At 70.5% G+C, this 25,845-nt stretch carries 23 protein-coding genes and 1 tRNA gene; 12 read left to right on the forward strand and 12 right to left on the reverse strand.

The window, feature by feature from the left end:
• Positions 1–166 precede the first annotated feature (166 nt).
• From BH719_RS07835 to BH719_RS07860, 6 genes are all read left to right on the forward strand, one after another.
• Positions 167–1,348 carry a DNA polymerase III subunit delta' gene (locus BH719_RS07835; protein WP_009744290.1) on the forward strand — a complete coding sequence of 394 codons (1,182 nt, stop codon included), beginning with the start codon at positions 167–169 and terminating at the stop codon, positions 1,346–1,348.
• A 20-nt stretch (positions 1,349–1,368) separates the two neighbouring features.
• The gene (locus BH719_RS07840) at positions 1,369–2,979 is read left to right on the forward strand and encodes an alpha/beta hydrolase (protein WP_009744291.1); all 1,611 of its coding nucleotides are present in this window, start codon (positions 1,369–1,371) and stop codon (positions 2,977–2,979) included.
• 112 nt (positions 2,980–3,091) lie between these two features.
• Positions 3,092–3,164: transfer RNA gene (locus BH719_RS07845), tRNA-Thr, on the forward strand.
• A 293-nt stretch (positions 3,165–3,457) separates the two neighbouring features.
• Positions 3,458–3,928, forward strand: a complete 471-nt coding sequence (locus BH719_RS07850; protein WP_009744292.1) for a Dps family protein — start codon at positions 3,458–3,460, stop codon at positions 3,926–3,928.
• 105 nt (positions 3,929–4,033) lie between these two features.
• Positions 4,034–5,068, forward strand: coding sequence for a ferrochelatase (gene hemH / locus BH719_RS07855; protein ID WP_050790642.1), 1,035 nt, complete (start codon positions 4,034–4,036; stop codon positions 5,066–5,068).
• Positions 5,069–5,154: 86 nt separating this feature from the next.
• On the forward strand, positions 5,155–6,387 hold the full coding sequence (locus BH719_RS07860) for an aminotransferase class I/II-fold pyridoxal phosphate-dependent enzyme (protein WP_009744294.1): 1,233 nt from the start codon (positions 5,155–5,157) through the stop codon (positions 6,385–6,387).
• Here BH719_RS07860 and BH719_RS07865 read toward each other — a convergent pair.
• The gene (locus BH719_RS07865; protein WP_009744295.1) at positions 6,350–7,648 is read right to left on the reverse strand and encodes a chloride channel protein; all 1,299 of its coding nucleotides are present in this window, start codon (positions 7,646–7,648) and stop codon (positions 6,350–6,352) included. The genes BH719_RS07860 and BH719_RS07865 overlap by 38 nt on opposite strands.
• Entirely contained in the window at positions 7,645–8,109 is a 465-nt protein-coding gene (locus BH719_RS07870; protein WP_009744296.1) for a MarR family winged helix-turn-helix transcriptional regulator, read from the reverse strand. The genes BH719_RS07865 and BH719_RS07870 overlap by 4 nt, the downstream gene beginning before the upstream one ends.
• Positions 8,110–8,402: 293 nt before the next feature.
• Here BH719_RS07870 and BH719_RS07875 point away from each other — a divergent pair, with 293 nt between their 5' ends.
• Positions 8,403–8,771, forward strand: a complete 369-nt coding sequence (locus BH719_RS07875; RefSeq protein WP_009744297.1) for a histone-like nucleoid-structuring protein Lsr2 — start codon at positions 8,403–8,405, stop codon at positions 8,769–8,771.
• A 225-nt stretch (positions 8,772–8,996) separates the two neighbouring features.
• Here BH719_RS07875 and BH719_RS07880 read toward each other — a convergent pair whose 3' ends face one another.
• Together BH719_RS07880 and BH719_RS07885 are read right to left on the reverse strand one after the other, a co-directional pair.
• Complete coding sequence (locus BH719_RS07880; RefSeq protein ID WP_009744298.1) at positions 8,997–10,205, reverse strand: OmpA family protein; 1,209 nt, start codon at positions 10,203–10,205, stop codon at positions 8,997–8,999.
• A 280-nt stretch (positions 10,206–10,485) separates the two neighbouring features.
• Positions 10,486–11,016 (reverse strand): DUF3060 domain-containing protein, encoded by a 531-nt coding sequence (locus BH719_RS07885; RefSeq protein ID WP_009744299.1) that lies wholly within the window; start codon positions 11,014–11,016, stop codon positions 10,486–10,488.
• A gap of 208 nt (positions 11,017–11,224) precedes the next feature.
• Between BH719_RS07885 and BH719_RS07890 the strand changes: the two genes are divergently transcribed.
• A complete protein-coding gene (locus BH719_RS07890) occupies positions 11,225–11,962 on the forward strand; it encodes a phosphoglyceromutase (RefSeq protein ID WP_009744300.1) in 738 nt (245 codons plus the stop codon).
• 131 nt (positions 11,963–12,093) lie between these two features.
• Here BH719_RS07890 and BH719_RS07895 read toward each other — a convergent pair whose 3' ends face one another.
• Positions 12,094–12,588 (reverse strand): hypothetical protein, encoded by a 495-nt coding sequence (locus BH719_RS07895; RefSeq protein WP_245683279.1) that lies wholly within the window; start codon positions 12,586–12,588, stop codon positions 12,094–12,096.
• A 177-nt stretch (positions 12,589–12,765) separates the two neighbouring features.
• Between BH719_RS07895 and BH719_RS07900 the strand changes: the two genes are divergently transcribed.
• The 4 genes from BH719_RS07900 to BH719_RS07915 all read left to right on the forward strand — a co-directional run bounded on the left by BH719_RS07900 (position 12,766) and on the right by BH719_RS07915 (position 16,173).
• Positions 12,766–13,281, forward strand: a complete 516-nt coding sequence (locus tag BH719_RS07900) for a CarD family transcriptional regulator (protein WP_009744302.1) — start codon at positions 12,766–12,768, stop codon at positions 13,279–13,281.
• Positions 13,278–14,006, forward strand: coding sequence for a 2-C-methyl-D-erythritol 4-phosphate cytidylyltransferase (ispD, locus tag BH719_RS07905; RefSeq protein WP_009744303.1), 729 nt, complete (start codon positions 13,278–13,280; stop codon positions 14,004–14,006). Before BH719_RS07900 ends, ispD begins: the two co-directional genes overlap by 4 nt.
• A gap of 115 nt (positions 14,007–14,121) precedes the next feature.
• On the forward strand, positions 14,122–15,474 hold the full coding sequence (locus BH719_RS07910) for an MFS transporter (RefSeq protein WP_009744304.1): 1,353 nt from the start codon (positions 14,122–14,124) through the stop codon (positions 15,472–15,474).
• A 3-nt stretch (positions 15,475–15,477) separates the two neighbouring features.
• Entirely contained in the window at positions 15,478–16,173 is a 696-nt protein-coding gene (locus tag BH719_RS07915) for a BglII/BstYI family type II restriction endonuclease (protein ID WP_009744305.1), read from the forward strand.
• On the opposite strand, the gene BH719_RS07920 is transcribed toward BH719_RS07915, so the two are convergent.
• The 7 genes from BH719_RS07920 to BH719_RS07950 form a co-directional block, all read right to left on the reverse strand.
• Positions 16,170–17,006, reverse strand: coding sequence for an MT-A70 family methyltransferase (locus tag BH719_RS07920; RefSeq protein ID WP_009744306.1), 837 nt, complete (start codon positions 17,004–17,006; stop codon positions 16,170–16,172). The genes BH719_RS07915 and BH719_RS07920 overlap by 4 nt on opposite strands.
• Positions 17,007–17,054: 48 nt before the next feature.
• Positions 17,055–17,567: a 2-C-methyl-D-erythritol 2,4-cyclodiphosphate synthase gene (gene ispF, locus BH719_RS07925; RefSeq protein ID WP_009744307.1), complete on the reverse strand. Its 513-nt coding sequence runs from the start codon at positions 17,565–17,567 to the stop codon at positions 17,055–17,057.
• A gap of 164 nt (positions 17,568–17,731) precedes the next feature.
• A complete protein-coding gene (locus tag BH719_RS07930; RefSeq protein WP_009744308.1) occupies positions 17,732–19,327 on the reverse strand; it encodes a hypothetical protein in 1,596 nt (531 codons plus the stop codon).
• Between the two features lie 130 nt (positions 19,328–19,457).
• Positions 19,458–21,050, reverse strand: a complete 1,593-nt coding sequence (locus BH719_RS07935; RefSeq protein WP_009744309.1) for a PH domain-containing protein — start codon at positions 21,048–21,050, stop codon at positions 19,458–19,460.
• A 107-nt stretch (positions 21,051–21,157) separates the two neighbouring features.
• Positions 21,158–22,741: a hypothetical protein gene (locus tag BH719_RS07940; RefSeq protein WP_009744310.1), complete on the reverse strand. Its 1,584-nt coding sequence runs from the start codon at positions 22,739–22,741 to the stop codon at positions 21,158–21,160.
• A gap of 72 nt (positions 22,742–22,813) precedes the next feature.
• Positions 22,814–24,250 carry a hypothetical protein gene (locus BH719_RS07945; RefSeq protein ID WP_009744311.1) on the reverse strand — a complete coding sequence of 479 codons (1,437 nt, stop codon included), beginning with the start codon at positions 24,248–24,250 and terminating at the stop codon, positions 22,814–22,816.
• Complete coding sequence (locus BH719_RS07950) at positions 24,247–25,770, reverse strand: hypothetical protein (protein WP_009744312.1); 1,524 nt, start codon at positions 25,768–25,770, stop codon at positions 24,247–24,249. Before BH719_RS07950 ends, BH719_RS07945 begins: the two co-directional genes overlap by 4 nt.
• Positions 25,771–25,845 lie beyond the last annotated feature (75 nt).

The raw sequence follows: 25,845 nt of genomic DNA on the forward strand, positions 1-25,845 counted from the left end.
CGGGCGCCCGCCAGCGGGGGCGCCCCCGCGCCGGACCACGACCCCCGGGCAGGGGCGCCCGCCGGGGACCGGGCCTCCGACCCGGATCGGGGTGCCCCGGCGTCGGACCAGACCTCCGCCCCGGCCCCCTCCTCGGCGAGGCGCAGGGCGCGCTGTGGGAACTGTGATGGACGGTGTCTTCTCCGGGCTGATCGGGCAGGAGGCGGCGGTCGCCGTCCTGCGCGAGGCGGCCGGATCCGCGCGCGCGACCACCGCCGCGGGGGACGGGGAGGGAGCGCGGGCCATGAGCCACGCGTGGCTCATCACGGGCCCGCCCGGATCGGGGCGCTCCGTCGCCGCCACGGCCTTCGCCGCGGCCCTCCAGTGCACGGGCGAGCCCGTGGGCTGCGGCCAGTGCCCGGGCTGCCGGACGACATTGGCGAAGACCAACGCCGACGTGGTCTTCGTGGCCACCGAGACCTCGATCATCACCGTCGACACCGCGCGCTCCCTGGTGCAGCAGGCGCAGAGCTCCCCCTCCCAGGGGAAGTGGCGCGTCCTCGTGGTCGAGGACGCGGACCGTTTGGGCGAGTCCGGGGCGAACGCCCTGCTCAAGGCAATCGAGGAGCCCCCCGCGCACACTGTGTGGTTGCTGTGCGCGCCGAGCCCGGAGGACATGATCGCCACGATCCGTTCCCGCTGCCGCTGCCTGGGGCTGCGCATCCCCCGCGCGGGCGCCGTCGCCGACCTGCTGGTGGACGAGGGCGTCGCAGACCCGGAGACGGCGCTGGAAGCCGCGCGCGCCGCGCAATCGCACATCGGCCTGGCCAGGGCGCTCGCCCGCGACCCGCAGATGCGCCAGCGCCGCCGTGAGATCATCACGGCGCCCGCGCGCGTGCGCAGCGTCGGCGAGGCGGTCATCGCCGCAGGGCGCCTGTTGGAGACCGCGAGGGCCCAGGCGGACGCGCAGGTCGGCGAGCGCAACGCCCGCGAGAAGTCCGAGTTGCTGCGCCAGCTCGGCATGGACGAGGGGGAGCGCGCCACGAAGCAGTCCCGCGCGCTCCTGCGCCAGCTCGAGGAGGACCAGAAGAGGCGCGCCAAACGCGCCCTCACCGACGCCCTCGACCGCGCCCTGGTGGATCTGCTCGCCATCTACCGGGACGTGCTCATGGTCCAGCTGGACTCCCGGCAGGAGCTCATCAACACGGACCTGTCCGACCTGGTCCACGGGATCGCAGCCGACTCCAGCCCCGCGCAGACCATGGCGCGCGTCGACCACATAGAGCAGGCGCGCAGACGGCTCATCGCGAATGGCAACGTTCTGCTGGTCCTGGAGGCGATGGTGGTCTCCCTGCGGCCCCAGGCGTAGGCCGCCGCTACTATTGCCCCATGAATACTCGCCAGATCTGGGCGACGGTCGTCGCCGTCGTCGCCGTTGTCGCCGTCGTCTGCGTCACGGGGTTCTACTACGGGTGGTTCGCCCCGCTCCAACTGGAGGGGGCAGCGGGGCCGGTCGCCTCCTGGACGCCCCGCGGTGACGGGACCGACGACTACTACTCCCAGAAGCTCGTGTGGGGCTCCTGCGACGACGTCACCCTCAACGAGGGCAAGGGCGAGAACACGGACGACCCCACCGTCTACCAGTGCGCGAGGGTGAGCGCCCCCCTGGACTGGGACGCCCCGTCCGGTGAGTCGATCGAGCTCGCTGTCGCTGTCCGCCGGTCGGGGACGGCGAACGCCCCCTTCCTCTTCGTCAACCCGGGCGGCCCCGGAGGGGCCGTCGTCGAGAGCCTCCCCTACTACGCGGGGTCCCTCCTGGGCAAGAAAGTGGTCCGGGCCTACGACATCGTCGCGCTGGATCCCAGGGGCGTCGGGCAGTCGACGCCCGTGAGGTGCCTGAGCGACTCGGAGCGCGATGAGAAGAACGCGGGCGGGGACGGCAGCTCCGACACTGCGGACCTGGCTCCCGACGAGATCGTCGCCGCCGCCGAGCAGGAGTCCGCCGACTTCGCGGCCGGCTGCGAGCGGTTGACCGGGGAACTGTACAAGCACGTGGACACGGTGTCCGCCGCCAAGGACTTCGACCTGGTGCGCGCCCTGGTGGGGGCGCCCGCCCTCAACCTGCTCGGGTACTCCTACGGGACGTTCCTGGGCGCCACTTACGCGGGGCTCTTCCCGGACAAGGTGGGCCGTTTCGTGCTCGACGGCGCGGTCGATCCCGCTGTGGACGTCAACGAGATGTCGGCCATGCAGATGCGCGGCCTCGACGCCGCCATCCAGCACTGGATAGACGACTGCCAGGCCGGGCCCCGTTGCCCGCTGGGCAAGTCCCACGCGGACGGGGTCTCCACGCTCGTGTCCTTCATCAAGGCGCTGGAGTCGCAGCCCATGCGGACGCGGGACCCCCAGCGCCCCCTCACCTCGAACCTCGCCCTCTCCGCGATCTACGGGGCGATGTACGACACGTCGTGGTACCAGACGCTGACCAGCGCGGTGGGCCAGGCGATCTCGAACGCCGACGGCAGCGCCCTGCTGGAGATCGCGGATCTGCTCAACGAGCGCAACGACGACGGGACGTACAGCGGGAACTCGCTGGACGCCCTGGTGGTCGTCAACAACCTCGATTACGGGCCGGTCGGAACGGTCGACGAGTGGGCGGAGGCGGCCAGCGCCCTCGAGGCGGAGCTGCCGATCATGGGGCCCTACGGCGGGTACCCGTCGGCGGGCCTGGCGGCGTGGCCGACCGCCCACGCCGAACGCGCCCCGATCACGGCCGCGGGGGCGGCGCCCATCGTGGTCGTCGGGACCACGCACGACCCCGCCACCCCGTACCCGATGGCGCAGGCCCTGGCGTCCCAGCTCTCCAGCGGGGTCCTGGTCTCCGTCGAGGGGTGGGACCACACGTCGTACAAGCGGGGCGGGAACCAGTGCGCCGTGGACGCGGTCGAGAAGTACCTGGTGGACGGGACGGTCCCCCAGTCAGGCCTCATGTGCCAGTGAGGGCGCCTGTGACGGGAACCATGTGATGGCCGCCCGTTCAGGTTTGCCTCGGGCGCGCCGTGCCATTAGAGTTGTGCCGTTGCCCCAGCGCCCCCCGACGGGGGCGGGGCGCGCCGCCTTAGCTCAGTCGGCAGAGCGATTCACTCGTAATGAATAGGTCGTGGGTTCGATTCCCACAGGCGGCTCCCAGAACCCGCGCCATCGCCGATGGCGCGGGCTACGCCTACGCTCCGGGGCGCGGGCGACCGCGGCCCACCGGGCGCACCGCTGCCGGTCGCAGCCGCAACACGGAGGGCCACGGCGTTATTCCATCGCGGGGCCCGTTCGTGAGCCTTCCGACGAACGGGCGCGTACGCTCGCTTTTCTGGGACTTAAGGACCATGATGGAGGGGTGTCCGGGGGCCTTGCGGGCCCCCGTCCCCCGTGGTCCGGCCCGGCGCGGGCTCCGGACCCGCCAACCTAGACAAGGAGATCCGCTATGACTGTTGAATCCACCGGTTTCAAGGCTTCCGACGTCCTCGCCGGCGAACTGCAGAAGGTGCTGGTGGACGTCACCGCCCTGTCCCTGGTGGGCAAGCAGCTCCACTGGAACATCACCGGCGAGGGCTTCCGCTCGCTCCACCTGTACCTCGACGAGGTCGTCGATATCGCCCGCGGGGCCTCCGACGAGTTCGCCGAGCGCATGCGCGCGGTCTTCGCCGTCCCCGACGCGCGCCCGGACGTGGTCGCCCAGAGCAACTCGCTGCCCGCCGTGCCCGAGGCCCTGGTGACGACCTCCGAGGGCGCCGACCTGGCCGTCGCCGCGATCACCGCGACCGTGGGCACCATGCGCGACGTGCACGAGAAGGTCGACGCCGAGGACTCCGCCTCCGCCGACATCCTCAACGACTACATCCGCCGCCTCGAGCAGCAGGCGTGGTTCATCCGCTCCCAGAACGGGCGGGACTGACGCGCGGGCCCGCGGCCCAGTGCCGCCCCCGGGGGACCCCGGGGGCGGCTTTTTCACGACACGGCGTCATGAATGACCGCCGTCACATCCGATAGGGTGGTGGTCATGACGGACGACCGAACGAACGGCGCGCCAGCGCCCGGGGACGGCCACGGAGCGCGGCGCCCCGCCGTGGTCCTGGCCAACCTGGGGACCCCGAGCGCCCCGACCCCTTCCCATGTCAGGCGCTTCCTGCGCGAGTTCCTGTCGGACCGGCGGGTGGTCGAAACTCACCCGCTGCTGTGGCGCCCCGTCCTGGAGGGCGTCGTCCTGCGCGTGCGCCCGCGGGTCGTCGCCAAGAAGTACGCGGGCATCTGGACTCCGCAGGGCTCCCCCCTCATGCGCTACACCCTCCGGCAGGCGGAGCTGCTGGGGCGCAGGATGCCCGACGTGGACGTCCAGGCGGCGATGCGCTACGGCGAACCCGGCCTGGGCGCCGTCCTCGACGCCCTGCACGCGCGGGGCACCAGGCGCGTCGCCGTGCTGCCCGCCTACCCGCAGTACTCGGCGACCACGGTGGCCTCCCTCAACGACGTGGCCGCCCAGTGGCTGCGCCGCAACCGAGACGGATTCGACCTGCGCCTCGTGCGCTCCTTCCCCACCGCCCCGGCCTACATCGACGCGCTGGCATCGGCGCTGGAGTCGCACTGGGGCCGCTGCGGGCGCCCCGATTTCGCGGCCGGGGACGCGGTGGTCGTGTCCTTCCACTCGATCCCCGAGGCGATGGACCGGGCCGGGGACCCGTACCGCTCGGAGTGCATGGGGACTGTGGCGGCCCTGGAGGCGCGCCTCGGGCTGGCGCGGGGGGCCCTCACCGTCGCCTTCCAGTCCGTTTTCGGCCCCGCGGCGTGGCTGGGGCCCGCCACGATCGACACGGTGACGCGGCTCGGAGCCCGGGGGTGCGCCCGGCTCGACGTGATCTGCCCCGGGTTCATGGCGGACTGCCTGGAGACCCTGGAGGAGATCGACCAGCTCAACCGGGAGGCCTTCACCCGGGCCGGGGGCTCCGGTTTCCACTACGTCCCGTGGGGCAATGACTCCGAGGGGGCGGTGTCGGCGCTCGCCGAGCAGGCCCGCACCGCAGTCGCCGGTTGGGTGTAGGCCCGGGGCCGGTCGGCGCTCTTGTCACATCGGACCGGGCTGCGGACCGATCCCCGCGCCGGCGGGCCCGGCGTTAGCCTCGTGGCATGACTCCCCACAGCGACCCCTCCCCCTGTCCCCGTTCCGCGGCGCCCGCCTCGTTCGCCACGCGGGCGGTCCACGTCCGCTTCGACCCCGATCCCGTCACCGGGGACGTGGTCCCCCCGGTCCACGTGTCCTCCACCCACGTCCAGAACAGCCCCGGCGACCTCAAAGAGGGGTTCGAGTACGGGCGCTGCGGCAATCCGACGACGAACGCGTTCGCCGGGGCGCTGGCCGCACTGGAGGGGGCTGAGCACGGCTTCGCCTTCCCGTCGGGCATGAGCGCCGAGGACACGCTCGTCCGCCTGCTCACGCGCGCGGGCGACCACGTCATCCACTCGACGGACGTGTACGGGGGCACGCACAAGCTCTTCTCCGTCATCAAGCCCGCCGAGGGCGTCTCCTCCGAGGCCGTCGACCTGACCGACGCGGAAAGGGCGGCGCGGGCCATCGGGGAGCGCCGACCGGCGCTGGTGTGGGTGGAGACCCCGTCGAACCCCTTCCTCACCGTCACCGACATCGAGGCCGTCGCGGAGCTCACCCACCGGGCGGGGGGCCTGCTGGTCGTGGACAACACCTTCGCCACCCCCGTCCTGCAAAGGCCCCTGGAGCTGGGGGCCGACGCCGTCGTCCACTCGACGACGAAGTACGTGGGCGGCCACTCGGACGTGGTGGGCGGCGCAGTGGTCCTGCGCGACGGCCTGCGCCTCCCGGACCGCATCGAGCCCTTCTTCGGCGACCGCGACGCCGCCGCCGAGATGGCGGGGCTGCAGATGACGGTGGGCGCCGTCGAATCACCGCGCGACGCGCACCTGGCGCACAGGGGGCTCAAGACGCTCGCCCTGCGCGTGGAGCGGCACTGCGCCAGCGCCCAGCGCGTCGCCGAGTTCCTCCAGTCCCATCCGAAGGTGGCGGCCGTCCACTACCCGGGGCTGCCCGGCCACCCCGGCCACGCCCTCGCCCGGCGCCAGAACCCCCTCGGGGTCGGCGGTGTGCTCTCCTTCGAGGTGGCCACTGAGGAGCAGGCGCTGGTCCTGTGCACCCGCACGCGCGTGTTCGCGCTCGCGGCGTCGCTGGGGGCCGCGGAGTCCCTCATCGAGCACCCGGCGGTCATGACCCACTCGACGCGCGCGGGGGGCGTCGGCGGGGTCCCCGGGACGCTGCTGCGCCTGGCGGTGGGGCTGGAGGACGCGGCGGACCTCATCGCGGACCTCGACCAGGCCCTCGCCCGGATCTGAGGGCGCGGGCCAGGGCCGAGGCGGCGGTCGCCGAGGCGGTGGCCACGATGGCGGGGACCAGGATCCCCGCGCCCTGCTGGGTGAACTCGGCGACCAGGACCAGCCCCGTGAAGGGGGCGCCCATGGAGGCGCCGAGGAAGACGGCGGCCCCGATGAACACGTGGGCGGCGACGGGGGAGCCCGGCCACGCCTGCGACCACGCCAGACCGGACAGCGCGCCCAGCCCCGCGCCCAGCGCGACCGCGGGGGTGAGGACGCCGCCCCACGCGCCCGCCCGGATCGTCACGAGGGTGGCCACGGCCTTCGCGGCGAGCACGAGTGCGGCCACCGCCAGCCCGGCCCCGCCCGCCCACGCGGCGTCGAACTGGGTCTGGGCGCTGGCCTGCCCGTTGCCGAGCACGGAGGGCACCCACACGGACAGCGCGCCGACCGCTGTGAACGCCACGGGCAGGGTCCACAGGAGGCGGGCGCCGCGCGGGCGCGCCCCCGAGGCGGCGGCCACCGCTCCCTTGAACGCCCATCCCAGCCACCCGATGACGGCGCCGAAGACTGCCGCCCACACGGTCAGCGAGAGCGATGGGGACAGGTCGGGGACTGTGTAGAACGGCTCCGGGCGCGCCCACCCGGTGGAGACCAGGACGGCGATGCCGGAGGCGGCCAGTGCGGCCGCGCACGCGCGCGCGGACATCCCGACCAGCAGGATCTCCAATGTGTACACGGCCCCGGACAGGGGGATCGAGTAGACGGCCGCCAGCCCGGCTCCGGCGCCGCAGGCGACGATGATGCGGCGGTCCCGGGGGGACAGGCCCAGGCGGTCGCCCATCCACGCGCTCAGGGAGGCGGCGACCTCGCGGGGCGCGACCTCGCGTCCCACCGAGGCGCCGAGGGCGACGACCCCGATCTGGGTGAGCGCGTGCCACAGGGCGCGGACGACGGGCATTGACTCCCCCTGGACGCACCGGGCGACTGGGACGACGTCCTTGTTGGAGCGGAACAGCAGTGTCCAGGAGATCCCCCCGATGGCGCCCGATGCGGCGAGCACCGCGACGCGCTTCCACCAGGGGGCGGCTTCGACTGCTTCGAGGAGGGTCCCCGAGTGGGCGTCCCACACGAGTGCGGTGAGCGAGTGGAGGATGTGGATGCAGGCGAGGCCGACCAGGCCGGCGATGATCCCTGTGAGCGCCGTCGCGCAGGCGAAGCGGATCGTGTCCGCGAGTGCCGGGTGGTGGGGCCGCCGGGGCTCCGGGGGCGGGGGGGTCACTGGGGTCGGCCGTCCAATCTCGTTGCGACACGGGTGAAGAGCGTGGTGAGGACGCGGATCTCCTCCTCGGATATGCCGTCGAGGAAGAGCTCGCGGATGACGGAGCGCTGGACCAGGGCGGCGCTCTGGAACACGCGGGATCCCTCGTCGGTGAGCAGGACGAGGCCGCCGCGCCCGTCGCCCTTGCACGCCTCCCTGCGCACGAGGCCGCGCGCCTCGAGCCGTTTGAGGGTGTGGGTGAGGCGGGAGCGGGAGAAGACGACTTGTTTCGCCAGGACCGAGGGCCGCACCCCGGAGTCGGCGGCGCGCGAGGTCATGAGCAGCACCGAGTACTCCGCCATCGACAGGCGGGCTTCGCGTTTGAGGGCTGATTCTATGCGTTCTGTCAAGCGTGCGGTTGTTGTGAAATACGTCTCCCAGGCGTGCGCCCTCCTGGAAAAGTGTGCGGGGGTGGTGGGCACGTTTTCTCCTTCGTGGGGCTTCTCCGCGGGCGGCGGCGCGCACGGCGGCGGATGCAGCTCAGTATAACTTTTCGTAGTGGTTCCGGGACTGTGACACGGAACGGCCCGCGCTCCGCCCGGCTGTGGAAGGGGGAATAAGCGGGGAGGGGGACGGGGCGGCGGGAATGGAATAGAAGGGCGCCGGCCCGGGAAGGCCTATACGGTATTCGCGGCATTGCGCATTGCGGAGGCGCGGCAATGGGATACAGTTAACGTGATATTCACCCGCATACTCCTGGCAAAGGAAGGCATCGATGAAGACAACCAAAACCATCACCGAGGTTTTCGATGATTTCGACGGGACTCCCGCCGATCAGAGCGTGCGCTTCGCGTTCAATGGGGCGACCTACGAGATCGACCTGACCCGGGCGCACTTCGAGGAGTTCGCCGAGGCGCTGCAGCCGTGGATCAAGGCTGGCCGCCGTATCGGCTCCGGTGCCCCGCGGTCTTTGAAGAAGCGCCGCAAGCGCACCCAGCGCGAGGTCGAGGAAGCGGCGAGCATCTCCATGGCGAACGCGAAGATGCGCAAGTGGGCGGGGGAGAACGGGTACTCCGTGTCCCCCAAGGGCCGTATTCCGCAGAAGGTTGTCGAGGCCTACCTCGAGGCGAACCCGAACGAGTGAGTGCGGGCGGATAACGCTGTGCCACAGGGGCGCGGGGCGGCCCGCGCCCCTTCGTGTATTCCGCAGGAGCGCCGAACGGGGGCGGGGACGGCTCTGCGGGGCCGTTGTCATAGCGGCGGGCCCCTTGGGCAGTACCGCGTTGTGCGGGCGTTATAACGCTTGCGCAGTGGCGCCCTCCATGAGGGCGGCGCAGTTCGCGCAACGGGACGTGCGGGTGGCGGTGGGCTAGAAGGTGGGGATGAAGATCTCGACGCGGCGGTTGGCCTGGCGCCCGGCGGGGTTGTCGGTCCCGTCGTCGTTGGTGTTGGGGGCGACGGGTTTGGTCTCGCCGAAGCCCTGCCAGTCCAAGGAGGCGGTGGCGCCGTTCTTCTTGAGCTCGTCCACCACCGCCTTGGCGCGCTGCTCGGACAGGGTCTGGTTGAAGGCCTCGTCGCTGATGGAGTCGGTGTGCCCGTAGACGTGGGCCGCGGGGACCTTCGCGTCGGCCAGGACGCTGGCGAGTTTGGCCAGGGTGTCCGCGGCGTCGGCGCGCACAGCGGACTCGCCGAAGTCGAAGAGCACGCCGTCTTGCAGCGTGATCGTCGTCCCGCACGACTCCACCGGCTTGAGCGATCCGACCGGCGGGAAGGAGCCGATGCTCCCCACGGCGGGCACCGGGTCCGCCTTGATGCTCTTCCCGTTGACCAGTGCCGTTCCGTCGCCGTAGTTCACGATGTTCAGACCGGTCTTGTCGCTGTACGTGCCGCCGCCGTCGCCGTAGTTCACGATGGAGACGCCGGTCTTCGAATTGGAGTAGTTGCCCGAGCCCCCGGTGTAGATGGTGATATTGTCGCCGGTCTCCGAGTTCACGTAGAATCCCGATCCGTCGCCGTAGGAGACGATCTGCAGTGCCGGGGAGTTGTAGTTCCCGCTGCCGCCGGGGTACACGACGATCTGCTCGTTGGTGTCGCTGTTGGTGTAGTTTCCCGAGCCGTCGCCGTAGTAGACCAGCGTGATCGGCCCGTCTGTGATGGTGCCGGATCCGTCGCCGTAGTTGGTGACGCCCTGGTCCCCGTTCCTGGAGTACCCGGATCCGTCGCCGTAGAGGACCGTGTTGCCCCCATTGGCCAGCAGCGAGCCCCCGTCGCATGCGGCGGGGGCAACGGTGATCCCGGGCACCGAGGCGATGGCGGTCGCGGTGTCGATGACGGCCTTGTCGGCGTTCTGCGCGAAAACCCCGATCGGGGGCAATGTGAACAGGGGGATGGGCGGGATCTCGCCCGGCTTGTACCCCGGTACGGCCGGCGCCGAGGCGGTGGCGCTGGTGGTCGGCGAGGGCGCGGTGCCGGATTGGGCCGGGCCCTGGGACTGGGAGGAGGGACTGCCCGCGGAGCAACCGGCGGCGAGTGCGGCCGCGGCGGCGAGGGCCACGAGGGGCGAACGGCGGAGGGACATGAGGGGTACCTCAATCTCTGGTCGTCGGAAGGGGGAGTGGGAAGCGGGTAGGGCGCTATGTGCTCGGATGGGACTGGCCGCGCTGGCGCCGCGTCCCGACGGATCCCCCGTTGGGCGCCACGGTGCGCGCGGGCGGAGGGGCTTCCCGGGGTCGCCCCCGAGTGCCCAGCGGTGTGCTGACAGGTGGATTGTCCCGTGCGCGAGGGGGAAAGCGCAATACGGCGCGGAGCCGCCGTTCGCACGACGGGACGTGCGGGTGGCGGTGCGCGCTCCCCCGGTGTCAGCGGCCCTGTTCGACCGTGTTCTCCGCGCCGGTGTCCGACGCGACCTGCGGGGCCGGCCCCTGGACGTAGTAGATCTCGTTGTCGGAGCCGCTGAAGCTCACGCGCTGGGCCGAGTTCACGTGGATGTCGTTCTCCGACCCGTTCACCTTGATCTCGGTGACGTCGCCTCCGGTGACGTCGACGTTCGAAGCGTTCACGACAACGGTCTTCGTCCCGGAGGGGAGCGCCACGGTGGTGTTCGATTCGTCGATCGTGTAAACGCCGTCGCCGCTGAGGGCGTTGCCGGCTGAGTCTGCGGCGGAGCTGGCCGCGTTGCCCGCTGCCCCTGCGGCCGAGCTGGCGGCGTTGCCCGCTGCCCCCGCGGCGGAACTGGCGGCGTTGCCGGCGGCCTCGGCGCCCGCCGCGGACGAGGCCGCGTCCTGGGCGGGGGTGGCGTTGTTGCTCCCGCAGGCGCTCAGGGCGAACCCTGCGGCGGCCGCGATGGAGATGCTGGCGAGGACTGCGAGGGGGCTCTTGCGAATGGACATGGTCTCTCCTCCGGTGGGCGTGCGATGAGGTGCACCTGAAGGCTATCCCAGCTGGTAAGCGTACGAGCGTTAGTTGTGGACAAACCTCGGGTGGGCTCAGGGTTTCCCCGGGGGATCGTTCCATATCGTGGGACAGGGGCCGGGATCGGTCCCGTGAACGCCGTCACGGCGGGTGTGAGCGGGGGTGAAGATGTGGGAGAATCGGGGCATGACCTACAAACTGGTGCTGCTCCGCCACGGCGAGAGCGAATGGAATGCGAAGAACCTCTTCACCGGTTGGGTTGACGTTCCGCTGTCGGACAAGGGCCGCGCGGAGGCTACCCACGGTGGTGAGCTCCTCAAGGAAGCGGGCGTCACCCCCGACCTCCTGTTCACGTCGATGCTGCGTCGCGCGATCGTGACCGCGAACCTGGCCCTCGACGCCGCCGACCGCCATTGGATCCCCGTCGAGCGCGACTGGCGCCTCAACGAGCGCCACTACGGCGCCCTGCAGGGGAAGAACAAGAAGGAGATCCGCGACGAGTACGGTGAGGAGCAGTTCATGCAATGGCGCCGCTCCTACGACGTGCCTCCGCCGCCCATCGAGGCCGGGAGCGAGTTCTCCCAGGACGCCGACCCCCGTTACGCCGGCGAGCCCATCCCCGCCACCGAGTGCCTCAAGGACGTCCTCGAGCGCCTGCTGCCCTACTGGGAGGGCACCATCGTTCCCGCGATCAAGACGGGGAAGACCGTTCTCATCGCCGCGCACGGGAACTCGCTGCGCGCGATCGTCAAGCACCTCGACGACATCTCCGACGGCGACATCGCCGGGGTCAATATCCCCACCGGCATTCCGTTGGTGTACGAACTCGACGAGGAGACCCTCAAGCCCGTGAAGAAGGGCGGCACCTACCTGGATCCCGAGGCCGAGGCGAAGATCGCCGCAGTCGCGAACCAGGGCAAGTGACCTGGGGGCGCCCGCCCCTCGCACGTGGTCGGCCTGGCGCTACTGGTCCCCCGCAGCACCGCTGCGGGGGACCGTCCATACGATCAAGCGGGGCGCCCCTGCTGTGGTTCGGGTTCCCCGTTCCGCCGCGCTCAGACGAGCGCGTTGATGACCGCGTACACGAGAACGACGACCGCTCCGGCCAGGCCGAGCGCGCCGATGTATTGGACGGGGATGTAGAAGACGCTGTGCCGGTTGCGCAGGGCGGAGCGCGCCTCCGCGTACTGCTCGGCGGCGGTCCGCTCGACGAACGCCTCGGCCTCGTCCTGCGAGGAGGGGGCGACGCCGGGGGAGACCTGCAGCGTCCCATCGCTCATGCTGCCGACGAGGCGCGCCCGCACCTCGTCGGCGTGGGCCCGGGCCCTCGCCTCCGCGCTCACGACGTTGAGCCGCCAGCCGATGGCGAAGCAGATGAGGCCGGCCACCGCCAGCATCGTCGCTATCGCGAAGTGCGCGTCCTTGGCGATGGACCACGTGTTCCCGTTCGCGGTCCCGCCGGTGATGTTGGCGACCAGAGTGCCCACGAGGCCTCCGCCGACCATTGCCACGAGCAATATGGGCAGACCCCATCCTCTCCAAACAATCATGGGCCCAGACTACCGGAGCGGGGCTTGCGGGCACTAGCCCTTCCCGTGTGATCCCGACCGTTCGGTCGGCCCGCCGGGGCGGGGACGGCGCCGTGCGCCGGCGGTGCGGCAGGGGCGCGCGCGGGGGCCAACTGGTAGAATAGGACCGCTATTCATACACACCGCAGGAGTTCGCCCATGTCCTTCGAGATCGGCCAGACGGTTGTCTACCCGCACCACGGTGCTGCCACTATCGAAGAGATCACGACCCGTTCGATCCGGGGCGCGGAGAAGACGTACCTCAAACTCCGTGTGAACCAGGGCGACCTCACCATCGAGGTCCCCGCCGACAACGTCGACCTGGTGGGCGTGCGCGACATCGTCGACGAGGACGGACTGGAGGAGGTCCTCTCCGTCCTGCGCGCCCCCTACGTCGAGGAGCCCACCAACTGGTCCCGGCGCTTCAAGGCCAACCAGGAGAAGATCGCCACCGGCGATATCGTCAAGGTCGCCGAAGTGGTCCGCGACCTCACGCGCCGCGACGACTTGAAGAAACTGTCCACCGGTGAGAAGCGTATGCTCACGAAGGCCCGCGGCATCCTCACCTCCGAGCTCGCCCTCGCCCGCGGCATCGACAAGGCCGACGCCGCCGCCCGACTCGACGGCATTCTCGCCGAGGGGCGCATCGACGAGGCGGGCCTCGACGCCGAGTGAGCCGCCTCGTCGCCGTCCTCACCGCAGCGGGGTCCGGCTCCCGACTCGGATGCGGGGGGCCCAAGGCGCTCGTCCCGTTGGCGCACCGCCCCCTGCTGTGGTGGGCCGCGCGCGCCCTGGTCGAAGCGGGGGCCACGGCCATCGTCGTCACCGCCCCCGCTGAGGCGGTCGCAGAGTTCCGCAGTGCCCTGGAGGGCGTCGGAGCCGAGGTGGTGGTGGTCGCGGGGTCCGCTGCCTCGCGCCAGGCCTCGGTGGCGAACGGGCTCGGGGCGCTGCCCCCCTTGGACGCCGATGACGTGGTCCTGGTCCACGACGCCGCCCGGCCGCTCACGCCGCCCTCGATGATCCGCCGCGTCGCCGACGCGGTGCGCTCCGGCTGTGACGCCGTCATCCCCACCGTCCCCGTCGCGGACACGGTCAAGGTCGTCGTCCCCCTCGCCGGGGGACTGGGCCTGGTGGAGGGGACGCCGGACCGCAGTTCCCTGGCGGCGGTCCAGACCCCCCAGGGTTTCACGTGGCACACTCTGCGCGACGCCCATAGGGCGGGTGCCGCGCGCGCCGCGGACGAGGGGGCCGCGGCCACCGACGACGCGGGCCTCGTCGAGGCGCTGGGGATCGCGGTCCACACGGTGGCGGGGGACCCGGCCGCCCTGAAGATCACGCGCCCGGAGGATCTGGTCGTGGCGGAGCACCTGGCCGCCCGTGCCGGGGCGGGCGCCCGGTGACGGCCGCCCGTCTTTCCCTACAAAATTTAAAACAAGTGCTGCTCCCGTGGTAGGTTTTCCCCATGATCCACGCGGGCGCCCCGACGGCGGCGCCCAGTAGTCGAGGAGGAGCCCCATGGCCACCAGCGCCCCATCCGCCCAGCAGACCGGGGTCATCAACCGCAGCGTCATCGAATGGGCCGCGTGGGACTGGGGGAGCGCGGCGTTCAACGCGGTCGCCACCACCTTCGTCTTCACCACCTACCTCACCTCCGACGGGGTCTTCACCGACTCCGGGACCGCCAACTCGTGGCTGAGCGCGGGCATGACCGTGGCGGGCCTGGTCATCGCGGTCCTGGCCCCCATCACGGGCCAGCGCGCCGACCGGCGCGGCAAGGGCGGCGTCTGGCTCGGCTGGTTCACCGGGGCAGTCGTGGTGTGCCTGTTCGCCATGTACTTCGTGCACCCCGCCTCAGCGCTGGGGCCGCAGGGGTCGCTCGCGCTCGGCATCGTCCTGCTGGGCCTGGGCAACGTGTTCTTCGAGTTCGCCTCGGTCAACTACAACGCGATGCTCAACCACCTGGGCACCAAGGAGAACCGCGGCAGGATCTCCGGTTTCGGCTGGGCGTCGGGGTACATCGGGGGCATCGTGCTGCTCCTGGTGCTCTACGTGTGCCTCATCGGGAACAACCTGCTGGGGGTGCCCACCGAGGACCACCTCAACATCCGGGTCGCGATGCTGGTCGCCGGCCTGTGGTTCGGCGGGTTCGCCGTGCCCGTGATCCTGCGCCCGCCCCTGCCGGAGAACCCCCGCCACGACGGCTCCCGCGAATCCATCGTGGACTCCTACAGGCTCCTGTGGAGGACCGTGGTCACCCTGCGCAGGGAGGCGCCGCACAGCCTTTTCTTCCTCATCGCCTCCGCCGTGTTCCGCGACGGGCTGGCGGGGGTGTTCACCTTCGGCGCCGTCCTCGCCAAGAGCGCCTTCGGCTTCAGCGCAGGCGACGTCATGCTCTTCGCGATCGCCTCCAACGTCGTCGCGGGCCTGGCGACCGCGGCCTTCGGTTTCCTGGACGACCGGATCGGCCCGAAGAAGGTCATCATCGTCTCGCTCAGCGCGATGGTCCTGGCCGGCTTCGGCGTGTTCGCGCTGCACAGCCGGGGCGCCATCGTGTTCTGGACTCTGGGCCTGGTGCTCTGCATCTTCGTGGGGCCCACCCAGTCCGCCTCGCGCTCCTTCCTCTCGCGCATCATCCCCGAGGGCCGCGAGGGAGAGGTCTTCGGCCTCTACGCCACCACCGGCCGGGCCGTGTCCTTCCTGGCTCCCGCCATGTACTGGGTGTCCCTGGCGATCGGCAGCGCCATCACGCCCGCCGGCCAGGACCACACCTACTGGGGGATCCTCGGCATCATGCTCATCCTGCTGGTCGGCCTGGCGCTGACGATCCCCGTCAAAGCGGACCGGGCGACCCTGGACCACATGGAGTAGGGCGTGGAACTGACGGGGTCGTGGGAGCGCGTTCTCCCGCAGGACGTGGTCCGGCGCTTCGATTTCTACGAGACGCGGCAGGCGGGCGCGATCCTGCGGGCAGTCGATGGCGAGCAGTTCGACGAGGTCGTCGACGTGCTCCGCCGCTTCGAGATCCGCCGCGCGGACCTGGTCAGGCCGGGCGGCCAGGAGAGCCGGCTCGCCCAGCGGTTCAACGCGGCGTTCCGCGACCGCGGTTGGCGCGAGGCGCGCGTGGACACGGAGATCACGCTGCGCCTGCATGTCAGGCCCTACCGCCCGGCGGGGGAGGAGCGCGCCACGGAGACGACGACGAGCGTCGAGAACCCGGGCTACCTGGTCGACAACTTCAAGGGGAGGGTGGCGCTGGACCTGGAGTGGAACGCGAAGGACGGCAACCTGGACCGCGACATCGCCGCGTACAGGTCCCTTTACGACGCGGGCTTCATCGACGTGGCGGTGCTGGTCACCCGCACGCAGGACGAGTTGCGGTCCTTCGCCCGGCGCGTCCGCCTCGCGGAGGGGATGGACGAGGCGGAGGCCAAGAAGATGCTCGCGACGACGACCACCACCAACATCGACAAGCTCCTCCCGCGTTTGCGCAGGGGGGACGCCGGGGGCTGCCCCGTCCTGGCGGTGGCGATCACCTCGCGGGCGTTCGAGAACGCCGCGCGCGACTAGGCCGGGGTCGCGGTTCTCCTGCGCCCCCGGTCGCGGAAGGGGACTCCGCTCTTCTTGAGCAGCGAGCGCACGCGGGCGATGGAGTAGCCGCTGCGGTTCGCCAGCTCTTGGATGGAGGTACCCTGCGTGTACTCCTCGGCCAGGATGTGGGCGACGCGGTTGGCGAGCCAGGGGCTCATGCGCTCGTTGGGGCTCAGTGACGGCAGTGAGGCGATCTCGCCGCCGGAGTACCCTTTGGACGCGCGCCCCCGGGGCTCGACGGCGTCGTCGGCCTCGTTGCCCCAGGCGCTCCAGCCCTCGCGCGCGTAGCGTGCGAACATCTCCAGGTAGGGCCCGGGGGAGCAGGCCTCGATGAGGTCGTACTGCTCGTCGGGTTTGCGGCTGTGCTCGCGTTTGCGGGTCTCGATCATGTTCACCGTGGAGCGCGCGGGCGCGAGCGTGCGCATGGAGCCCTTGACTCCGAAGAGGATGGGCTCGGTGACGTTGCGGAAGTAGAAGCCGACGCCGCGCCCGTCGGGGCCCCCGTCTTTGCGCCGCTTGGCCCAGATGATGTTGGACACGTAGCGGAATCCCCAGGCCTCCATGACGGCCAGGCCCTCGGGCAGCAGGGCGTTGGGCACCCACAGGTAGAGGTGGGCGTTGGGCGCGGTCACGTCGCCGACGGGCAGTGCGCGGATGTCCTCGAGTTCCATGGTCTCGTACCGCCCGAGGCGCCGGTGCTCGGGGGCGACTTTGCCGGTCCGGTTGGCGAAGCGCCACGGCGGGTCGGCCAGGACGGTCTGGAAGCCGCCTTCAGTTGTGGGCAGGGGGGCGTAGAGTGGGGCGTCGGGCATGCCCCCAAGGGTAGCAGTTAAAGATCTACTTGTCGATGAATAGATCTTTTAGGCGGGCCGCACCACCAGGGCGCTCGCCAGTGCCGCCAGTCCCTCGCCCCTGCCCGTGAAACCGAGGTGGTCCGAGGTGGTCGCGGACACCGACACGGGCGCCCCGAGGACCGCGCTCATCCGCGCGCCCGCCTCGGGCAAGCGCGCCGCCATGCGGGGGCGGTTGCCCACGACCTGCACGGTGGCGTTGCCGATGCGCCACCCGGCAGCCGCGGCCATGCGCGCCACCTCCCGCAGGAACGCCTCGCCGGACGCCGCCGCCCACTCGGGCCGGTCCACGCCGAAAACGGAGCCCATCTCGCCCAGGCCGGTGGCGGCGAGCACCGCGTCGCACACGGCGTGCGCTGCCACGTCCCCGTCCGAATGGCCCTCCAGCGGTACCTCGCCGGGCCACTCCAAGCAGGCGAGCATCATGACTCGGCCGGGCCGGACGGCGACGGACTCAGCGGAGGCGAAGGCGTGCACGTCGAGCGCCTGGCCGACGCGGAAGGGAACGGGGGAATCGCTCATGCCAATAGGGTAGACGCAGCCCCCCGTCCCCGCCCGGGTCTTGGCGTCGGCGCTCCGGGGAGAACCGCACCGAGGCGTCCCCGCTGCTTCCCCATGGCGGGGACGGCTACGGCCACAACGATGACCGGTGCCGCGCACACGGCTGCGGTGTGTTCGCGCGCATCTCAGGACCACCGGGGGGTGAAGGCCGTGACGCCCTCGTCATGAATCACGAGGACGAGGTCGTCGTACACGCGGATGACCGCTGAGGCTTCCGTGCCGTAACCGGTGGAACCATGAAACTTGAAGCTGCCGGAGGTGTGGAAGAGGCTGGTGCCGTACATGTCGATGGTGAAGTCGTCTCCGAGCGCATTGTCGGATTTGAGGCGAATAATCGAGTGATCTTTGCTGATCGTTGGGTTCATGGCCCCGATGAAGCACTGCCCGTCCTCGTTCTGGACGATGTGGTAGTTCCAGGGGATGACGCTCTCGTGGCTCGGACGGTCGGAGCCGGTCGGTGTGAAGGAGAGGGTGTCGCAGATCGTTGCCCCGTTGTCGGTTGTCGTGGCCCGGGTGCGCAGCAGTCCTTCGGCCCACGGGGCCTCGCCGGTTGTGAGGAAGTCACGCAGCTGCGCGCTCGTGGGCGTCTGCCCCCCGATGGGGAGCACTGCCTTGTGATCACCGGTCCCCGCGGAGACGGAGATGGCGAAGGACTCCAGGGGGCGCCCGTCGGAGGCGAACACGGTCGCCTGGTCGGTCTCGGAGTCCGCCACCACCCACCCGTCGGCGGTGGAGTGCAACTCCAACTGGCCGTCTTTGGCTGTTTTGTCGAGGTAGAGGGAACGGACCTCCCCGGTCTGCGTGTTGATGATGCGTCCCTCCTGCGCGACCGGGTCAAGAAGCCGCCCCCCTTGCGGGGCGGCCTCGGGCGCTGGCCCCCAGCTGAAGACTCGCCGGTCGTTGAGGATCACCCATGTTCCCTCTCCGCATTCGGGGCAGTCCTGGTAGTCCTCCAGGGGCGTGGGGGTGGAGTCGCGTTCCCATCGCATCGTCCACTCGCCGTCCTCTTTTTCCCATCCGGAGCAGATCCTGCGGCTGCAGGCGATGACGACCCCGTCGCGGGAGGTGATCACGATCGTCACCGCCAGGTTCGGGTTATCCTGCCCGTCCCGGTTCCGCCCGGCCCACGGGGCGGGCGAGGCGGCTCCGGTGGTGGGATCCAGCCGGTGCTCCCCGATGAAAAGGTCCTCCCCCACGAGGACCGGCCGGGTCTCGACACGGAGTGAGGAGTCGCGCGGGAGGGTGGCCTCCCACTGGATGGCGGGCTTGGTGCCGGACACGTCGAGGCTGATGACTCCGGTTCCGGCGTCCCTATTGAGTTCGTGGGCGAGGATCACCTGGTCGCCGTTCTTCATGACTGCATACTCGCCAGGACCCGCTGTGTCATGGTCCAGTTTCCATGCGATGTCGGTTCCGTTGGCCCACTTGGGGGAGGGGCGGCCGGTGTCGGTGTGGGTCCCGGTGTAGCCCTGGGACCGTAGTTCGGGTTTGTGGGGGGAGTGGAAGGGGCCCCAGACGTAGAAGGCAGCGAGGGCCAGTGCGAGCACGACCCCGGCTGTGGTCAGGCGCCTGCGGCGGATGCGCTGGCGCCGCTCGCGCAGGAGCTCGGACGGCCTCTTCCTGACGATCGGCGAGGCGCCGGCCCTTCTCGCACGGGAGGCAGCTCCCTGGGCGCCGTCGCGGTCGGGGTCCTGATCGGGGTGCTTATCAACGAGGGACATGGTGCCATCCAGTCAGTGGTCAGTGGTCAGTGGTCAGTGGTCAGCGGTCAGCGGACGGTTGGACAGGGGCGGGCGCGCTGGGGGCTCCCGGTCCCCCGGGCCCGGTGGCCCCAGCGTGTTCGCGCGCATCTCAGGACCCCCGGGGAGTGAAGGCCGTGATGCCCTCGTGACTGAACACGAGGACGAGGTCGTCGTACACGCGGACGGCTCTTGCGAAAAGCGCTGTGGTGGCATCCGTGGGAATGAAGCTGCCGGAGGCGTGGAAGAGACCGATGCCGTGCATGTCAATGATCTCGTCACTTCTGACATGTTTGTTCCAGGTGTGGATGACCGAGTGGTCCTCACTGATCGCCGAGCGCGTGGCGTCGGTTGTGCATTCTCCAGTGTCCCGGTTGCGCAAGAACACGCCGGAAGTAGTCGTCTCGCGGGTCGGGTGGGAGGAACCCGTCGGTGTGAAGGAGAGGGTGTCGCAGACCGTTGCCCCGTCGTCGGTTGTCGTGGCCCGGGCGCGTAGCAGTCCTTCTGCCCATGCGGCCTCGCCGGTGGTGAGGAAGCCGCGCAGCTGCGCGCTCGTGGGCGCCTGCCCCCCGATGGGGAGCACTCTCTTGTGGTTGCCGGCGCCCACGGAGTCGGCGATGGCGAAGGACTCCAGGGGGCGCCCGTCGGGGGCGAACACGGTCGCCTGGTCGGTCTTGGAGTCCGCGACCACCCAGCCGTCGGCAGTGGAGTACAACTCGAAGCGGTTCTCCTTCTTAGTGTCGTGCAGGGCGCGGACCTCCCCTGTCTGCGTGTTGATGATGGTCCCCATTCCTGCGACTGGGGTGAACAGCCATCTCCATTGCGGGGAGGCCTCGGCCGCGGGCCCCCATGCTGTGGTGTTCCAGTTGTTGAGGACCACCCATGTTCCCTCTCCGCATTCGGGGCAGTCCTGGTAGTCCCCCAGGGGGGTGGGGGTGGAGTCGCGCTCCCATCGCATCGTCCACTCGCTGTCCTCTTTCACCCATCCGGAGCAGATCCTCCGGCTGCAGGCGATGACGACCCCGTCGTGCGAGGAGAGAGGGATTGTCACGGCCTGGTCCGGGTTGTCCTGCCCGTCCCGGTTCCGCCCGGCCCATGGGGCGGGGGAGTCGGCTCCGGTGGTGGGGTCCAGCCGGTGCTCCCCGATGAAGAGGTCCTCCCCCACCAGGAGCAACCGCGTCTCCACTTGGAGCGAGCGGTCGCCCGGGAGGGCGGTCTCCCACTGGATGGCGGGCTCGGCGCCGGACACGTCGAGGCTGATGACTCCGGTTCCGGCGTGCTTATTGAGTTCGTGGGCGAGGATCACCTGGTCGCCGTTCTTCACGACCGCTGAATCGTTGCTATCCTCCAGTTCCTGGTCCAGTTGCCATGCGATGTCGGCTCCGTTGGTCCAGTCGGGGGAGGGGCGGCCGGTGTCGGTGTGGGTCCCGGTGTAGCCCTGGGACCGCAGTTCGGGCTTTCGTGGGGACTTGTGGGGGGAGTGGAAGGGGTCCCAGACGTAGAAGGCGGCGAGGGCCAGTGCGAGCACGACCCCGGCTGTGGTCAGGCGCCTGCGGCGGATGCGCTGGCGCCGCTCGCGCAGGAGCTCGGACGGCCTCTTCCTGACGATCGGCGAGGCGCCCCCGACTCGGGTGCGGGAGGCGTCCGCCCCCTGGGCGCCGTCGCGGTCGGGGTCCTGATCGGGGTGCTTATCAACGAGGGACATGGTGCCATCCAGTCAGCGGTCAGTGGTCAGCGGTCAGCGGGCGGTTGCGCAGGGGCGGGCGCGCTGGGACTCCCGGTCCCTGTAGCCAGAGCGTGTTCGCGCGCATCTCAGGACCCCCGGGGAGTGAAGGCCGTGATGCCCTCGTAACTGAACACGAGGACGAGGTCGTCGTACACGCGGACGGATCTGCCGCCGTCGAGCAGTGCGTCGCCCGCGGCGGGGTAAGTGGTGCCAGAGGTGTGGAAAAGGCTGGTGCCGTGCATGTCGACGATTGCGTCGTGTCCGTCATCACCGCCATAAGCGTCCCCGCGCAGGAAGATCGCCGAGTGGTCCTCGCTGATCGCCGGGCGCCTGGCTCGGATGGCGCAGTCCCTCTTGCCCGGACCGGCGATGCCGGATGTTCCGATAGCCGTCTTGCGGGTGGGATGGGTGGACCCGGTCGGTGTGAAGGAGAGTTCCCCGCATGTCTTGGTTCCGTTGTCCTCCGTTGTCGGGAGCACCCGGAGGATCCCTTCGGCCCATGGGGCTTCCCCGGTTGTGAGGAAGTCGCGAAGCTGCGCGCTCGTGGGCGCCTGCCCCGTAATGGGGAGCGCTGCCTTGTGGTCGCCGGCGCCGGCGGAGTCGACGATGAGGAAGGACTCCAGGGGGCGCCCGTCTGGGGCGAACACGGTCGCCTGGTCGGTCTTGGAGTCCGCCACCACCCAGCCGTCGGCGGTGGAGTACAACTCGAACTGGTCGGCCTTGGCCTCGTCCAAGCAGAGGGAGCGCACTTCCCCGGTCTCCGTGTTGATGATGCGTTTCGGGTATTGGACCACGATCGAGCTCGTCCCCCATTCAGTGAACGGATCAGTGGCGCGCCCCCATTCCACGACGTCCCGGTCGTTGAGGGGCACCCAGGTCCCGCCCCCGCACTCCGAGCAGTACTCGTATTCCCGCAGGGGGGTGGGGGCGGAGTCGCGCTCCCACTTCATGGTCCACTGGTCGCCGTCCTTCGCCCATCCCGAGCACGTGTCCTCGCCGCAGGCGATGACGACTCCATAGCCCGATGTGATCGCGGTCGCCGGGGGCCTGTTCGCCTCCTGGTCCCGTTCTGCCCACGGGGCCAGCGCCCGGCTTCCAGTGGCGAGGTCGAGGCGGAACGCCCCGGCGAAGACGTCGTCGCCGATCAGGACCGGATGGATCACCGGGCGGAGCGAGACGTCCTTCGGGAGCACGCCCCTCCACTGGGTGACCGGCTGGGTCCCCGACACGTCGAGGCTGACGACTCCGATGTTCTTGCGTCCGTCCCATTCGTGGAAGAGGACCACTTGGTCGCCGTTCTTCACGATAGCTGCTTCATCAGCCAGTGGGACTCTCCCCTCCAGTTGCCATGCGATGTCGGCTCCGTTGGTCCAGTCGGGGGAGGGGCGGCCGGTGTCGGTGTGGGTCCCGGTGTAGCCCTGGGACCGTGGTTCGGGTTTGTGGGGGGAGTGGAAGGGGCCCCAGACGTAGAAGGCGGCGAGGGCCAGTGCGAGCACGACTCCGGCTGTGGTCAGGCGCCTGCGGCGGATGCGCTGGCGCCGTTCGCGCAGGAGCTCGGACGGCCTCTTCCTGACGATCGGCGAGGCGCTGGCCCTTCTGGCACGGGAGGCAGCTCCCTGGGCGCCGTCGCGGTCGGGGTCCTGATCGGGGTGCTTATCAACGAGGGACATGGTGCCATCCAGTCAGCGGTCGGTGGTCGGTGGTTGGCCGTCGGGGCTGCGCCTCCAGTGGCCTGGGGCCTTCTACGGTTCCTTCGGCGCGAAGGCTGCGATGCCGTACGGGTCCGCGCTGACGACGAGGTCGTCGTACAGCCAATGGGCCGGCCCGAGGCGGGCCTCGCCAGCGCGGCCGAAAGCGCCCGAGCCTCCCAAGTCGACCAGGCTGGCGCCGTCGTAGCGGCTGGCGGTGAACAGGACCGCGCCGTCGGCGCTCACGCGGGTTTGGCGGGGGAGGTAGGCGAAGGCGCACTTGCCGTCAACGGGCTTCGCATAGGGGACGTGGTTGACGGTGGCCTTCCGCGTGGGGGCGCCCTCCGCGGTGGGGGTGAACGAGTACGTGGCGCACGGCCTCGACTCCTGGGCTCCGAGCACGCGGAGGACCCCGTCGGCCCACGGGGCTGTTCCCGTCGTCACGAAGGCCGCCACATCCCCGGCCGTCGGCGTCCGGCCGCCGACGGGGAGGGCGAAGCGGTGGGAGCCGGAGTCGATATCCGGGTTGTAGGGGTACGCGCCGCTCGCCTGGCCGTCAGGCGTGTAGGTGAGCACTTGTCCCGCCTCCGCCGAGACGACGGCCCACCCGTCGGAGGCCGCGTACACCTGCCTGTCCCCCCACACTCCCGATGGCTGTTCCGGCGGGAGGTCGCGCAACTCGCCGGTCGAGGGGTCCAGGATGGTGACGGGGCCCGCGGACGACGATGACACGAGCAGCCACGTGCTGGCGCCGGATCCGGCGGGGGTGAGGGGGCTCGTGGGCCTCAGGCCGTCGCCGGACGCCTTCCACTGCCTCGTCCACTGCCCAGGCCCGGTGTCCTGGCGCCAGCCCGAGCAGGAACCCGCGCCGCAGACGACGAGCGTGCCGTTGACGTGCGCCCTCGGAGTCGCCATGAAGGACTCGTCCGCCCAGGGCGCTGGTGTGCTCTCGCCCGTGGAGGAGTCGATGACGAGGTCGGCGATGACCAGGCCCGTGTCCGTCGTGATCAAAGGGGCGTCGTCGGTGTGGTGCGGGTAGAAGTGCATCCACTCGACTACGGGGGCCGGCCCCGTCACATTGATCGAGGCGACCTGGAAGCCGTCGCCCACCTCGGCCTCGAATGCGGTGAACACGCGGCCGTCGCCGGAGGCGGCGAATTCCGCGCTGCGGATAGCGTTCTTCGAGGCCCGCCAATTATCGTCGAAGGTCCGGATGCTCCACGCGGTGTCCACCCCGCCGCTCCACGACGGTGCGGGCCTGCCCGTGTCCTGGTGATCGCCCGTGTACCCCTGGGCGCGCGGCGGCTGGGACGGCAGGAGCACGGGGGCCGGGCTGGAGAACACGTGGTCGCGCACGAGGGCCAGGGCCACGACGAGGACCACCACTGCCCCGAGGGCGGCGAGGGCCGTCGTGCGCCTGCGCCGCTGGCGCGCTGAGGAAGCCCCCGCCGGGGCGCCGGCTGTCGTGCGCTGCTCTGATCCGTGCGTCATTTCTTCTTCACCTTCGGGACGAATCCGATGAGCCCGTTCTCGTCGACTCCGATTAGGAATGTGCTGGATCCGGTCCCGGTGAACACCATGGGCGGGGAGCCGTCTTGCGGGAGCAGGAGCCTCGGGCCGTCGGGGCGCTCGTCGGTCCGCATGGCCGCCAGGACCAGGAAGGCCGGGTCTGTCCCCCCTCTTTCTGCGAGCGCCACTACTGGTTCGTGCGCCCCGGAGCGCAGGGGCGACGAGAGCGCGAATGCCGGAACGCAGGAGTCCCCGGTCCGGGTGGCGATGCGCGTCGAGGCGGGCACCCGCACGGCGGGCGGGTCGTCGGAGGGGCGCCCGATGGTGAGGGAGTCGCAGTCCTCCCCTGTGACCCGGGCTACGGGGTCCTCGGGGCCGCTCATCCCCGTCAGGTTGTGGTAGTGGCTGTCATCCAGCGGCACTGCGGATCGCGCGTCCGGCGCGAGGGTCCCTACTTGGGTGCGGTTTCCGTCGGCGGAGTACGAGGTGACGGTGGCGGAGTCCTCTTCCACGACCGTCCATCCGTGCTTCTCGGCGTAGACGTCGTCGGGGCTGGTGCCGGTCGGGAAGGGGGTGCGGACCTCGCCGGTCGCTGTGTCCAGGATCGGGAGTGCGCCGTCCTGGTCTGGGTCCAGGAGGATCCAGGTGTGCGGCCAGTTCTTGTCTTTGGGGTTCTTCTCGGCCTCGGCCTGCCGGTACGAGTGGGGTATCCGGACCGCGTTCTGCGTCCACGCGGCGGTCCATCCGCTGTCGGAGGAGTAGGTCCAGCCGGAGCAGTCGGCTCCGCAGGCGATGACGGTCTTGTTGAAAGTCCCGACGGCGTGCGCGGGGGTCGCCGCATCGGGGTCGGCCCAGGGGGCGCGTTCAACGGCGCCGGTGCCGGCGTCCACCGCCCAGTCTTTGAAGAAGACCTTGGATTCCTCGGAATCATTGGGCCTTCCCCATACGTCCCTCCATTCGAGGAAAGACGTGTAAGCGGTCATGGGCGCGTCGCCGAGGCCCTCCGGATCCTTTATGGTGCTCGCCCATAGCAGGGACGGGGGCTGTCTCGCGGAATCCCGTTCGGGCACCAATGCGGCGACCCAGATATCGCCCTGGGCGGTCTCCTTCGCGACGAAGACGAGCAGGTCGTCCACCGGCAGGATCCGCGCGTTCACTGCGCCGTCGCCGCTGGGGGGCGCGGGCACGCGCCACAGGACGTCCAGGTCGGGCCCCAGCGCGGGGGCGCCGGGTACGGACTGGGTGTTCTCGTACCCCGATTCCTGGGCGCCGGTGGGGGGCTTGGCGCTCAAACGGGGGTAGACGAGGACGCCGATGACGAGCACCACGACCAGCGCGCCGCTGATCGCGAGCGCACGCCTCCTGCGGGCGCGCTGGTGGCGCTGGCGGATGGCGCTCAGCGGTTCTTCGTCGGCGCGCGGGCCGCCGTCCTGCTGGGCGCCGCCCGGGTGCGCCTCCGGGGCGTCGTCGGCGGGGGCGGGTTCGTCGTCGAGGGGATCCATACCCGCAAGTATGCCAAGGTTGTTGCGGAAGTGGAATGCTTTTCAAGTATTCAAAATCTGCGCGCCCTCAGTGCC

Source organism: Pauljensenia hongkongensis (assembly GCF_001746855.1).
Taxonomy (GTDB): Bacteria; Actinomycetota; Actinomycetes; order Actinomycetales; family Actinomycetaceae; genus Pauljensenia; species Pauljensenia hongkongensis.

Coding starts and splice junctions, on each gene's coding strand:
- ispF (WP_009744307.1), bottom strand. CDS start 17,567: ATGAGCGATTCCCCCGTTCCCTTCCGCGTCGGCCAGGCGCTCGACGTG.
- BH719_RS07890 (WP_009744300.1), top strand. CDS start 11,225: ATGACCTACAAACTGGTGCTGCTCCGCCACGGCGAGAGCGAATGGAAT.
- BH719_RS07940 (WP_009744310.1), bottom strand. CDS start 22,741: ATGTCCCTCGTTGATAAGCACCCCGATCAGGACCCCGACCGCGACGGC.
- BH719_RS07860 (WP_009744294.1), top strand. CDS start 5,155: ATGACTCCCCACAGCGACCCCTCCCCCTGTCCCCGTTCCGCGGCGCCC.
- BH719_RS07895 (WP_245683279.1), bottom strand. CDS start 12,588: ATGATTGTTTGGAGAGGATGGGGTCTGCCCATATTGCTCGTGGCAATG.
- BH719_RS07840 (WP_009744291.1), top strand. CDS start 1,369: ATGAATACTCGCCAGATCTGGGCGACGGTCGTCGCCGTCGTCGCCGTT.
- BH719_RS07935 (WP_009744309.1), bottom strand. CDS start 21,050: ATGTCCCTCGTTGATAAGCACCCCGATCAGGACCCCGACCGCGACGGC.
- BH719_RS07850 (WP_009744292.1), top strand. CDS start 3,458: ATGACTGTTGAATCCACCGGTTTCAAGGCTTCCGACGTCCTCGCCGGC.
- BH719_RS07930 (WP_009744308.1), bottom strand. CDS start 19,327: ATGTCCCTCGTTGATAAGCACCCCGATCAGGACCCCGACCGCGACGGC.
- BH719_RS07880 (WP_009744298.1), bottom strand. CDS start 10,205: ATGTCCCTCCGCCGTTCGCCCCTCGTGGCCCTCGCCGCCGCGGCCGCA.
- hemH (WP_050790642.1), top strand. CDS start 4,034: ATGACGGACGACCGAACGAACGGCGCGCCAGCGCCCGGGGACGGCCAC.
- BH719_RS07900 (WP_009744302.1), top strand. CDS start 12,766: ATGTCCTTCGAGATCGGCCAGACGGTTGTCTACCCGCACCACGGTGCT.
- BH719_RS07885 (WP_009744299.1), bottom strand. CDS start 11,016: ATGTCCATTCGCAAGAGCCCCCTCGCAGTCCTCGCCAGCATCTCCATC.
- BH719_RS07835 (WP_009744290.1), top strand. CDS start 167: ATGGACGGTGTCTTCTCCGGGCTGATCGGGCAGGAGGCGGCGGTCGCC.
- BH719_RS07910 (WP_009744304.1), top strand. CDS start 14,122: ATGGCCACCAGCGCCCCATCCGCCCAGCAGACCGGGGTCATCAACCGC.
- BH719_RS07875 (WP_009744297.1), top strand. CDS start 8,403: ATGAAGACAACCAAAACCATCACCGAGGTTTTCGATGATTTCGACGGG.
- BH719_RS07945 (WP_009744311.1), bottom strand. CDS start 24,250: ATGACGCACGGATCAGAGCAGCGCACGACAGCCGGCGCCCCGGCGGGG.
- BH719_RS07920 (WP_009744306.1), bottom strand. CDS start 17,006: ATGCCCGACGCCCCACTCTACGCCCCCCTGCCCACAACTGAAGGCGGC.
- BH719_RS07950 (WP_009744312.1), bottom strand. CDS start 25,770: ATGGATCCCCTCGACGACGAACCCGCCCCCGCCGACGACGCCCCGGAG.